The sequence below is a fragment of the Streptomyces mobaraensis NBRC 13819 = DSM 40847 genome, from assembly GCF_017916255.1.
Lineage (GTDB): Bacteria > Actinomycetota > Actinomycetes > Streptomycetales > Streptomycetaceae > Streptomyces > Streptomyces mobaraensis.
In genome coordinates this window covers 6,648,417-6,660,687 of sequence record NZ_CP072827.1, presented here as the reverse complement: position 1 = coordinate 6,660,687, position 12,271 = coordinate 6,648,417, and the positions used below count along the sequence as shown (strand labels likewise).

6 protein-coding genes are annotated in these 12,271 nt (G+C 71.8%); 4 read left to right on the top strand and 2 right to left on the bottom strand.

Features of this window, described 5'->3' with window-relative positions; all coding sequences use genetic code 11:
• Positions 1–1,178: 1,178 nt before the first annotated feature.
• Positions 1,179–2,918, bottom strand: a complete 1,740-nt coding sequence (locus J7W19_RS28650) for a glycoside hydrolase family 15 protein (protein WP_004940812.1) — start codon at positions 2,916–2,918, stop codon at positions 1,179–1,181.
• 305 nt (positions 2,919–3,223) lie between these two features.
• Between J7W19_RS28650 and ctaD the strand changes: the two genes are divergently transcribed.
• Positions 3,224–4,942, top strand: coding sequence for an aa3-type cytochrome oxidase subunit I (gene ctaD / locus J7W19_RS28645; protein WP_004940810.1), 1,719 nt, complete (start codon positions 3,224–3,226; stop codon positions 4,940–4,942).
• On the top strand, positions 4,939–5,328 hold the full coding sequence (ctaF, locus tag J7W19_RS28640) for an aa3-type cytochrome oxidase subunit IV (protein WP_004940808.1): 390 nt from the start codon (positions 4,939–4,941) through the stop codon (positions 5,326–5,328). The genes ctaD and ctaF overlap by 4 nt, the downstream gene beginning before the upstream one ends.
• A 22-nt stretch (positions 5,329–5,350) precedes the next feature.
• Here the strand turns inward: ctaF and qcrB are convergent, their stop codons facing one another.
• On the bottom strand, positions 5,351–6,982 hold the full coding sequence (gene qcrB, locus J7W19_RS28635) for a cytochrome bc1 complex cytochrome b subunit (protein WP_004940806.1): 1,632 nt from the start codon (positions 6,980–6,982) through the stop codon (positions 5,351–5,353).
• Between the two features lie 227 nt (positions 6,983–7,209).
• Between qcrB and J7W19_RS28630 the strand changes: the two genes are divergently transcribed.
• Together J7W19_RS28630 and J7W19_RS28625 are read left to right on the top strand one after the other, a co-directional pair.
• A complete protein-coding gene (locus tag J7W19_RS28630) occupies positions 7,210–7,746 on the top strand; it encodes a hemerythrin domain-containing protein (RefSeq protein ID WP_004940805.1) in 537 nt (178 codons plus the stop codon).
• A 203-nt stretch (positions 7,747–7,949) separates the two neighbouring features.
• Positions 7,950–12,233, top strand: coding sequence for a HAMP domain-containing protein (locus J7W19_RS28625; protein ID WP_004940803.1), 4,284 nt, complete (start codon positions 7,950–7,952; stop codon positions 12,231–12,233).
• Positions 12,234–12,271: the final 38 nt, after the last annotated feature.

Here is a 12,271-nt window from a genome sequence, read left to right as displayed (position 1 = left end):
ATCGTAGGGCGGCTCGGCGGTGTGGGACAGACCCCGATCGAGGGGTGGGCGAGGACGTGGGTGGATGCCATCAGCAGAACGGGTGACGGAGGGCGACGACACATGGCCGCCGCCCACCGCGCCCACTCAGTGGCGGCGCCGCCTGCGCAAGGCCACCACAAGCTCCCGAGTCAACAGTTGAGCGCTGCCCAGCACTTGAAGCAGGCTCTCGAATGAGACCTCACCGGCCGCGCAGGACCGCACGACGATGATCAGGCAGTACACCACTCTCAGGAGTGCCTTGACTCCAGTCCCCTCTGGGCGCGTTCCTTCCGCCCCAGATGAGGGCATACTTAAGCCTGAGGTCGGGGGCGCTTCTTCGCGTTGTCGACTTTCGATCATGAGCAATGTGCTCCCTAACAGTGCGTATTGGCTCATGCGAGGCGGTTGCGGGCCCCAATCCCGCGACCGCCTCTTTCAGTTGGCAGGCTCTGACGCTGCCTTGAAGCCAGCTTAGCGGGCCACCGTTAACGCCCGGCGCCACCTCGGCACCGAAGATCCATTTCGCGCGAAACCTCCTAAGCGAGACGCGATTCCTCACTATCCGTCAAGCCCCTCACTGCGCTTTGCCCAACGTTTTGTCGTCGCGATCGAATCCCCTGCACTTTGATCGACTACTGCGGCAATCTCGTGACCGAGAATGGCCACAACGAGAAGGGTTTCCGATAGGAGAGCACTCTTTGGGGTGGAGCCCTCTTTGTCGAACCTCCAGCGATGCACGTGCACATGCAAAAAATCGCAAATTGCTTTCGCATACTTCAGAGCCGCCTTCCACCCGCCGCATACCCATTTCCCCTGCATACCGCCTCAACGCCCGGCGCCGTGTACGCCCTTTGCTGCCAAATCACGGCCTCACGGACGTGATCCTCGTCACCCTGCCGACCGGCTTGTGGCAGCAGTGACGCCGCAGAGCGCAAGTGACCACCCCGAGACCGGTGAAAGCGTCAAGAACAACGCGGCGGGTAGGTACAGCCGCATGATGCGCCGTCCGTCACCGGCCGACCGGATCGCCTTCCCTAGGTACCAACGTGAGAGACAACGTGAACCGCAACCGCGGCACATCTGATGGTCCGTCACCAGCCGGGCGGCGACTCATCCGTCCGCCCAAGGCCCCGCCAGTCGCGCCGCGCACTCCAGCATCAAGGCGTGGACGAACGCCTGCGGGAGGTTCCCCGCAGTTGGTGCTGGGCGACGTCGTACTCCTCCGCGTAGAGGCCGGCGGGGCCGCAGGCGGCGCGGTTGCGTTCGAACCAGCGGAAGGCGGACACCTCGCGGCCCTGCTGGTGTTCGGCCAGGGCGGTGACGAAGCCGCAGAGGAGGAAAGCCCCTTCGGCCTCCTCCAGCGGTTGGTCGCCGTGGCGGAAGCGGTAGGCGTAGTGGTCCTCGGTGAGTTCGGCGACGTAGGCGCGGAGCGTGGCGCGGGTGCGGGGGTCGTCGGCGGGGACGGCGCCGCGCAGCGGGGGCAGCAGCAGGGCGCCGTCCAGGCCGGGGTCCTCGGGTGAGCGCTGCCAGCGGCCGGACGGGTGGAGGCAGTGGGCGGCGGTGTCCGCCACCAGGCGGTCGGCGAGGGCGCTCCACTCGGCCGCCCGCCCACCGGGGGCGGCGCCGGCGGCCCGGCGCAGGCCCGCCGCGCACGCCAGCCGGCTGTGCGCCCAGCGTCGCGGGCGCAACTCCCACACACCCGCGTCGGGTTCGTCGCCCCGGCGGGCGATCGTGTCGGCGGCGATCCCGGCGGCCCGCCAACCGTCGGCATCCAGCCGGTCGAGCCGGGCGGCGGTGCCGAGCAGGAGCAGGGCCTCGCCGAACGCGTCGAGCTGGAACTGCCCGCTGACCTTGTTGCCGACACGGTCGAACCCGCCGGGGTAGCCGGGGAGGTCGAGTTCGCGTTCGTCGGGGATGACGCGCCCGTCCATGGTGTAGGCGGGGGCCATCCGGGGGCCGTCCTCGTGCAGGCGGGCGGTGACGAACCGGACGGCGTCGTCCAGCAGCGCCGTGTCCCCGGCAGCGGCGACGGCCTGTCCCGCGTAGCACTGGTCGCGGATCCACACGTACCGGTAGTCGTAGTTGCGGCCCTCCTCGGCGCGTTCGGGGAGGCTGGTGGTGGCCGAGGCCACCATGCCGCCGGACGAGCCGGTCAGCCCGCGCAGGACGGTGTACGCGCGGCGGGCGTCGGTCCGGGCGACCACGCCGTCGAGCGGCGGGACGGCCGCGTGCCAGGCGTCCTCGGTGGCCCGCCACAGGGCGTCGGGGTCGGGCGGCCGGTCGGGCAACCGCCGGTCGCCGATCTCCAGGACGAGGTCGAGGCACTCCCCCGCCTCCACCGTCAGCTCGGTGACCAGCCGCCGTCCCCCGCCGTCGGCCGGCCGCGAATCGGGGAACCGGCCGGACCAGCGCACCGCGAGGTCGCCGGCGTGTCCCGCCCACACCCCGGGGGCCCGGCGGGTGAAGCCCCGCAGCGGGTACCGGCCGAAGGCCGCGCACGGTTCGAGGGCGACGGACATCCGGGCGGGGTGCCGGCAGGGCATGATCCGCCGGAGGAGGACGGCGTGGTGCGGGTCGCCCGGGAAGGCGAGGGCCTCGCGGCACTCGACGATGCCGGCGTCGGTGACCCAGCGGCTGCGCCAGATGAGGGTCCCCTCCTCGTAGTAGCCGCCCCACACGCACCGCCCCACGGGGGTGACCAGGTAGACGCCGGTGCCGCCGACGAGGGTGGAGAAGACCGCGTCCGAGTCCCAGCGGGGGGCGCACATCCAGGCGTACTCGCCGCGGGGGCCCACGATGACGCCGCGTTCGCCATCCGCCAGCAGCGCGTACTGGCGCAGCGGCTGGGGCGCGAGGTTCCCCCCGTCGGGGGTGTTCTCTGGTGTGGTACCGGTCATCGTCACCCTCGGCCGTCGTACTCCCCCGCCCGTGGGACCGCGGCGGCCCGCCAGGCCGTGCGGCGGCGCACGGAGCGCCGGTGATTGCCTAACCGCCGGGCGGGTGGAGCAAACCGACGGGGCCGTCGGGCGCCCGGGGCGGACCGGCGGGGAGTCCACGGGCGCGCGGGGCGGACCGACGGGGTGCACCGGCCGCGGACGGCTCCGGATGCCGCCGCCGAGGTTTCGGACGCGTTCGCCCCGGCTACACCGCAGGCGCCGGTTTCCGCCCGGCTCGCGTACTTCCCCCGTGCCCCGGAGGCCACATGACGCACGTGGACGATCAGCGGTTCCGCCGGCCGGTGCCGGTCTCCGAGAACCCCCGCGTCCGGACGGGACGGCGCCTGAGGGACTACGTGACCACCACCGACCACAAGACGATCGGCAACATGTACCTGGTCACCTCGTTCGGCTTCTTCCTGGTCGGCGGGGTACTGGCCATGCTGATGCGCGCGGAGCTGGCGCGCCCGGGGCTGCAGATCGTCAGCAACGCGCAGTACAACCAGCTGTTCACGATCCACGGCACCGTGATGATGCTGCTCTTCGCGACGCCGACGTTCACGGGTTTCGCCAACGCGATCATGCCGTTGCAGATCGGCGCCCCGGACGTGGCGTTCCCCCGGCTCAACGCCCTGACGTACTGGCTGTTCCTGTTCGGCGGGCTCATCGTGGTGTCCGGGCTGGTGGTGCCGGGCGGCGCGGCGTCGTTCGGCTGGTTCGCGTACACGCCGCTGAGCCGTGCGGTCCACTCCCCCGGGGCGGGCGGCGACCTGTGGGCCATGGGGCTGGTGCTCTCGGGCGTGAGCACGACCCTGGGGGCCGTCAACTTCATCGCCACGATCGTCTGCCTCCGGGCCCCGGGACTGACGATGTTCCGCATGCCGATCTTCACCTGGAACGTCCTCTTCACCTCCATCCTGGTGCTGCTGGCGTTCCCGGTGCTGACGGCGGCGCTGCTCGCCCTGGAGGCGGACCGGAAGTTCGGGGCGCGCGTCTACGACCCGGCCACCGGCGGGTCGCTGCTGTGGCAGCACCTGTTCTGGTTCTTCGGGCATCCGGAGGTCTACATCGTCGCCCTGCCGTTCTTCGGCGTGGTGACCGAGATCATCCCGGTGTTCAGCCGGAAGCCGGTCTTCGGGTACGTCGGGATGGTCGGCGCGACGATCTCCATCACCATGCTCTCGGCCGTCGTGTGGGCCCACCACATGTTCGCCACGGGCGCGGTCCTGCTGCCGTTCTTCTCGTTGATGTCGTTCCTGATCGCGGTGCCGACGGGCATCAAGTTCTTCAACTGGATCGGCACGATGTGGCGCGGCAGCATCTCGTTCGAGACGCCGATGGTGTGGGCGGTCGGCTTCCTCGTCACCTTCCTGCTGGGCGGGCTGAGCGGGGTCATGGTCGCCTCGCCGCCGCTCGACTTCCACCTCACCGACTCGTACTTCGTCGTCGCCCATCTGCACTACGTCCTGTTCGGGACGATCGTCTTCGCCATGTTCGGCGGCTTCTACTTCTGGTGGCCCAAGATGACGGGCCGGATGCTGGACGAGCGGCTGGGGAAGGTGCACTTCTGGAGCCTGTTCGTCGGCTTCCAGCTCACCTTCCTGGTGCAGCACTGGCTGGGCGAGGCGGGCATGCCGCGCCGCTACGCGGACTACCTGGCCGCCGACGGCTTCACCACGCTCAACACCGTCTCGTCCGTCGGCGCGTTCCTGCTGGGCGGGTCGACGCTGCCGTTCCTCTACAACGTCTGGAAGACGGCACGGTACGGGCGGAAGGTGGAGACCGACGACCCGTGGGGGTACGGGCGGTCCCTGGAGTGGGCGACCTCCTGTCCGCCGCCGCGCCACAACTTCGACGCGCTCCCCCGCATCCGCTCCGACTCGCCCGCCTTCGACCTGCACCACCCGGAGGCGCGCGAGGTCCGCCGCGGGGCGGGCGCGGCCGTGGAACCCACCCCCGACCCGCTGGGAGAGCAGCGCCCATGAAGTCCGAGGCGATCCTCTTCGCCGGTGTCGCGGTGTTCTTCCTCCTCGCCGACGCCCTGTACACGTGGTGGGCGCGGGAGCCCGCGGGCGTCGCCGCGCTGACCGTCTCCCTGGTGATGTCGAGCGTCATCGCGTTCTTCTGCGCGATGAACTACCGGCGCAAGGGCCGCCGTCCGGAGGACGTGCCCGACGCGGAGGTGCGGGAGCGCGCCGGCACCGTCGACTTCTTCCCGCCGCACAGCGCCTACCCGCCGGTCACCGCCGTGGGCATGGCGCTGATGGGCGTGGGGATCGTCTTCGGGCTGTGGCTGTTCCTGATCGGCTGCGGGGTCATGCTGGCGGGTGTGTTCGGCATGGTCTTCCAGTTCACCGACGTGGACGTGTGAACGGCGGTCGCCCGGCGCCCGTTCACTCCTCCGCCGGGGGCAGGGGTCCCGCGGTCCGCCCGGTGACCTGCAGGCGCTGCTCGTCCGTCGCCGGCATGTCGACCCGGTCGCGGGAGAACCAGGCGCTCAGCGCCGCCCGCAGCCGCTCCCGCCGGGGCGCTGCCTCCCCCGGGTGGGCGAGCGGCGGGGGGACGTCCCGGACGAGCAGCCGGTAGCGGTGCGCGGCGTCGAGCGGGCGGTGCCGCTCGGCGAGGCCGCCGGACGCGCTCTGGCCGACGACGCCGGACTCCTCGCCCTCCTCCAGCAGCCGCCGGTCGTGGGCCTGCAGCGCGAGGCAGGCCCGTTTGGCCACCATGAAGGCGAGCACCGGGCCGGCGACCAGCGCCACCCGGAAGATCCAGGTCAGGGTCTCCACCGAGACCCGGAAGACGGACGCGGTCACGTCGTTGCCGCCCGCGGCCAGCAGCACCGCGTAGCAGACGAGGGCGGCCACGCCCAGGGCGGTCCGCACCGGACGGTCCCGGGGCCGGTCGCAGACGTGGTGCTCCATCAGGTCACCGGTGATCCAGCGCTCGAAGAAGGGGTACAGGTAGAGCAGCAGGAACAGCAGGGCGGGCAGCAGCACCGCCGGGACCAGGACGTTCCACATGAGGGTGTGCCCGGCCACGGTGTTCTCCCACGGCGGCATCAGCCGTAGCGCGCCCTCCAGGAAGCCGACGTACCAGTCCGGCTGGGCGTCGGTCGACACCTGGTCCGTGCGGTAGGGGCCGAAGTCCCACACCGGGTTGATCTGGGCGACACCGCCGAGCACCACGAGCACCCCGGACACCATCAGGCACAGCCCGGCGGACTTGGTGGCGAACTGCGGCACCATCGGCTGCCCGACGACGTTCCGGTTGGTCCTCCCCCGCCCGGACCACTGGGTGTGCTTGAGGTACACCACCATCACCAGGTGCAGCCCGACCAGCGCCAACAGGGCGAGCGGCACGAAGTAGACGTGCACGGCGTACAGCCGGTGGACGATCGAGTGCCCGGGGTAGGAGCCGCCCCACAGGAGGAAGCCGAGGTAGGTGCCGGCGACGGGGATCGACGTCACGATCGTGTACGCGGTCCGCATCCCGGTGCCCGACAGCAGGTCGTCCGGCAGCGAGTACCCGCAGAACCCCTCCAGCAGGGCCAGCAGGAACAGGGTGACGCCGACGGCCCAGTTGAGCTCCCGGGGGCGGCGGAAGGCGCCGGTGAAGAAGACGCGCAGCAGGTGGACCCCGAGCGCGGCGACGAAGACGAGGGCGGCCCAGTGGTGCGTCTGACGGATCAGCAGGCCGCCGCGCACGTCGAAGCTGATGTGCAGCGTCGACGCGTAGGCGTCGGACACCCGGAGGCCGCGCAGCGGGCCGTACGAGCCGTCGTACACGCCCTCGGTCATGCTCGGGCTGAAGAACAGTGTCAGATAGCTGCCCGTGAGCACCAGGACGACGAAGGAGTACAGCGCGAGTTCGCCGAGGAGGAAGGACCAGTGGTCGGGGAACGCCTTGCGCAGCAGCTGCCGTCCCGCCTCCGAGACGGGGGCCCGGCGGTCGAGCGCCGTGTATCCCATGACGGCCGCCTCGCGCGCCCGCGCCTCGATCCTCGCCTTCCGCTTCCGCACCAGCACGCGCCGCTCCTCGCTCCGTCCGCCCGGGTACCCGGAGCATGGACGGCCGGCCGGCCGAACGCGGCGGGCGACACGGCCGGACGGGACAGGGCCCTCCGTATGCCGCACGCCGGCCTGCCGGGCCCGGTGCGCTGGCCCAAGTGGGGCCTTGGGGCGCGCCGTCCGATCGGGCGGACCGGCGGCCGGGAAGGAATACGGCGGACCATCCGCCCTCTGGAGGGAGCAAGGTGCCGGAACGAGCCGACCTCATCGGTGAACTGACCGCCGAGCACCGGGCGATCGACGCGCTGTTCGACGGCATCCGGGCGGCGCCGCCCGGCGGTCCGGAGCGCAAGCGCCTCGCCGACGACGTCACCGCGCGGCTCACGCGGCACGCGGAGGCCGAGGAGCGGCACCTCCACCCGGCGGTGCGCCGGTACGTGGCCGACGGTGCCGCGTGGGTGGAGCGGGAACGCGCGGACCACGGGCGGATCGGCGGCATCCTCCGGGAGGTGGCGGACCGGGGCCCGGAGGACCCGCTGTTCACCCGTTCGCTGGTGTCCCTCGTCGAACAGGTGAGCCTGCACGTCCTGGAGGAGGAGCAGCGGCTGTTCCCCCGGCTGCGCGCCGGGTGCCCGCCGGACGTGCTGCGGGACCTGGGCGGGCGGCTGCGGGCGGACCGGGTCCCGCCGACCGTCCCGGTGGGCCCGCCGCCTCATGGCACGTGGGGCGCCCGCCTGTTGCGCGCGGTCCTCGGGACCGCTCCGGCCGGGAGGCGGCGGTAGCCGGCGGCCGCCGCCCTTCCGGACCGGCGGGACGACCGCGTCCGACGCGGTCCGAGTATCCTTCCCCACGGCCGTACAGCCGCTGTACGGAGCGACGAAGCGGATCGACGAGCCGGGCGACGGGCGAACGGCCGACAACGGGCGGCACGGGAGACCCCTCCCGTGGGCCGCCCCTTGGCGCGCCGGCGGGTGGGAGAGGCGAGATGGGCGAGTCCACGGCCGGCGCGGTACCGGGCCGCAGGCGGGGCGGCGGCAACGCTCCCGACGTCGGCGAGGCGGAGCTGCGACGGTTGCTGGCCGGGCTGACGGCCGTGCGCGACGGCGACTTCGGCATCCGGCTGCCGGAGGACGCCGACGGGCTGCTCGGCGAAATAGCGACCGTCTTCAACGGCATGACGGACCAGCTGTCCCTGTTCACCTCCGAGGTGACCCGGGTCGCCCGCGAGGTGGGCGGCGAGGGCAGGCTCGGCGGGCAGGCGCGGGTGCCGGGGGTCTCCGGCACCTGGAAGGACCTCACCGACTCGGTGAACGCGATGGCGGGCAACCTCACCACGCAGGTCCGCGACATCGCGCAGGTGGCCACCGCCGTGGCCAAGGGCGATCTGTCGCAGAAGATCGACGTGGCGGCGCAGGGCGAGATCCTGGAGCTGAAGAACACCGTCAACACGATGGTCGACCAGCTCTCCGCCTTCGCCGACGAAGTCACCCGCGTGGCCCGCGAGGTGGGCAGCGAGGGACGGCTCGGCGGGCAGGCGCAGGTGCCCGGCGTGGGCGGGGTGTGGCGGGATCTGACCGATTCGGTCAACTTCATGGCCGGCAACCTCACCGCCCAGGTCCGCAACATCGCTCAGGTCACGACGGCCGTGGCCAAGGGCGATCTGTCGCAGAAGATCACGGTCGACGCCCGCGGCGAGATCCTCGCCCTCAAGAACACCGTCAACGCCATGGTCGACCAGCTCTCCGCCTTCGCCGACGAAGTCACCCGGGTCGCCCGCGAGGTGGGCACCGAGGGACGGCTCGGCGGCCAGGCCGACGTCAAGGGCATCTCGGGGACCTGGAAGAACCTCACCGAGTCGGTCAACGTGATGGCCGACAACCTCACCGCCCAGGTGCGGTCGATCGCCCAGGTCACCACGGCGGTGGCCAAGGGCGACCTCTCCCAGAAGATCAACGTGGGGGCGCGCGGCGAGATCCAGGAGCTGAAGGAGACCATCAACACGATGGTCGACCAGCTCTCCTCGTTCGCCGACGAGGTCACCCGGGTGGCCCGCGAGGTCGGCACCGAGGGGAACCTCGGCGGCCAGGCGACCGTGCGCGGGGTCTCGGGCACGTGGAAGGACCTCACCGACAACGTCAACGTGATGGCGTCCAACCTCACCGGGCAGGTCCGCTCGATCGCGCAGGTGGCGGCGGCGGTGGCGCGCGGCGACCTGTCGCAGAAGATCACGGTGGAGGCGAAGGGCGAGGTCGCCGCGCTCGCCGACGTGATCAACCGGATGGTCGACACGCTGTCCGCCTTCGCCGACGAGGTGACCCGGGTGGCCCGCGAGGTCGGCACCGAGGGGATGCTCGGCGGGCAGGCGCGGGTGCCCAACGTCGCGGGCACCTGGAAGGACCTGACCGACAACGTCAACTCGATGGCGAACAACCTCACCGGGCAGGTCCGCAACATCGCGCAGGTCACCACGGCCGTCGCCAACGGCGACCTGACCCGCAAGATCGACGTGGACGCCCGCGGCGAGATCCTCGAACTGAAGACCACCATCAACACCATGGTCGACCAGCTCTCCTCGTTCGCCGCCGAGGTCACCCGGGTGGCCCGCGAGGTCGGCAGCGAGGGCCGGCTGGGCGGCCAGGCCGAGGTCGAGGGCGTCTCGGGCACCTGGAAGCGGCTCACCGAGAACGTCAACGGACTGGCCGGGAACCTCACCCGCCAGGTGCGGGCCATCGCCGAGGTCACCAGCGCCGTCGCCGAGGGCGACCTGACGCGGTCCATCACCGTCGAGGCGTCCGGCGAGGTCGCCGACCTCAAGGACAACATCAACGCGATGGTCCGCTCCCTGCGCGAGACCACCCGCGCCAACCAGGAGCAGGACTGGCTGAAGTCCAACCTGGCCCGCGTCTCCGGGATGATGCAGGGCCACCGCGACCTCACCCTCGTCGCCCGGCTGATCATGGAGGAGCTGACCCCGCTCGTCGGCGCCCAGTACGGCGGCTTCTACCTCGCCGAGGAGGCGGACGACGGCCCGTCGCTGCGCATGATCGGCTCGTACGGGCGCCCCGAGGGCGGTGACGGGCCGCGGTTCCGCTTCGGGCAGTCGCTCGTCGGGCAGGCGGCCGCCGGGCGCCGGACGGTCGCGGTGGACGACCTGCCCGCCGGGGCGGTCACCGTGCCCGCCGGGTTCGGGTTCGTCGAGCCGTCGCACCTGGTGGTGCTGCCGATCGTGGTCGAGGACCAGGTGCTCGGCGTGATCGAGCTGGCCTCCGTCCACCGCTTCACGCCCGTGCGGCGGGACTTCCTGGAGCAGCTGCGGGAGACCATCGGCGTCAACGTCAACACCATCATCGCCAACGCCCGCACGGATGAGCTGCTGGACGAGTCGCAGCGGCTGACGGCGGAGCTGCAGGCCCGCTCCGAGGAACTCCAGGTGGGCCAGGAGGAGTTGCGGCGCTCCAACGCCGAGCTGGAGGAGAAGGCGGCGCTGCTCGCCCGGCAGAACCACGACATCGAGACGAAGAACCTGGAGATCGAGCAGGCCCGCCAGGAGCTGGAGACCCGGGCGCAGGAGCTGGCGCTCGCCTCCAAGTACAAGTCGGAGTTCCTGGCCAACATGAGCCACGAGCTGCGCACCCCGCTCAACAGCCTGCTCATCCTGGCGCAGTTGCTGGCGCAGAACCCGAGCGGCAACCTCACGGGCAAGCAGGTCGAGTACGCGGAGATCATCCACTCGGCCGGTTCCGACCTGCTCCAGCTCATCAACGACATCCTCGACCTGTCGAAGGTCGAGGCGGGGAAGATGGACATCTCCCCCGAGTGGGTGCCGCTGGACCGGCTGCTCGCCTATGTGGAGTCCACCTTCCGGCCGATGACCGGCCAGAAGGGGCTCGGCTTCGACGTGGTGACCGGGCCGGGCGTGCCCGTCGCCCTGCTGACCGACGACTCGCGCCTCCGCCAGGTGCTGCGCAACCTGCTGTCCAACGCGGTGAAGTTCACCGAGACCGGGCGCGTGGAGCTGAGCATCGAGCCCGTCACCGGCGCGGATCTGCCGCCCGCCGTACGGCGGCACGGCGCGGCGCTCGCCTTCCGGGTGCGGGACACCGGCATCGGCATCGCCGAGCACCAGCTCGAAGCCATCTTCGGCGCGTTCCAGCAGGCGGACGGCACCACCAGCCGCAAGTACGGCGGGACCGGGCTCGGCCTGTCGATCAGCCGGGAGATCGCGTACCTGCTCGGCGGCTCGATCACCGCCCGCAGCACGCCGGGCGAGGGCAGCACGTTCACGCTGTACCTCCCGGTGGCCCGGCCGGACTTCCACGAGCAGGCGCCGCCCTCCCCCGAGGGCGAGCCGCTCCCGCCCGCGGCGGCGGACCTCGAGGACGAGCGGCGGTCCGCCCCCGCCGTACCGCGGCAGCGGCGCCTGCTCGTCATCGAGCAGCAGCCGCGCGGGCTGCTGTCGATGGTCGCCGAGAGCGCCCGCGCCGGCCTCGCGCCCGCCCCCGGCGCGGCGGTACCGGACCCGGTCGACATCATCAGCGCGGTCGGCGCCCAGGAGGCGGCGACCGTGCTCGCCACCGAGGTCTGCCACTGCGTCGTCCTCGACCTCGACATGCCCGACGAGGAAGTGCTGCGGTTCGTCGAGGCGATGGGCGCCGATCCGGCGCTGCGCACCATGCCCGTCCTGGCGCACAACAGCCGCGGCGTCGGCGGCGCGCGCGAGCGGGAGATCCGCGAGCGGTTCGCCGGCCGGCCGCTGGACCTGCTGTCCAGCCTCGACGAGCTGCGGCAGCGGATCGCGCTGCACCTGTCGGCCGAGCGGCCCGGCGACGTCCCGCCGCGGCTGCCCGCGGCCCGGGAGGCACACCCGGCCGCCGGGCCGGGGCGGGATCCGGTGCTCGCCGGGCGGACGGCCCTGGTCGTCGACGACGACGCGCGCAACCTGTACGCGCTCACCGGCATGCTCGAACTCCAGGGGATGACCGTGCTGCACGCCGAGAACGGGCGGGCCGGGATCGAGACGCTGACCGGGCACCCCGAGGTCGACATCGTGCTGATGGACGTGATGATGCCGGAGATGGACGGGTACACGGCCACGGCCGCCATCCGGGACATGCCCCGGTACGCGGACCTGCCGATCATCGCGGTGACGGCGAAGGCGATGCCGGGCGACGAGGAGAAGACCATGGCGTCGGGGGCGAGCGACTACGTCACCAAGCCGGTCGACGCCGACGATCTGATCGACCGCATCCGCCGCAGGCTGACACCGTGACCACCGGCCCGACGCCCGCCGCCCACCGTCCGTGCCGT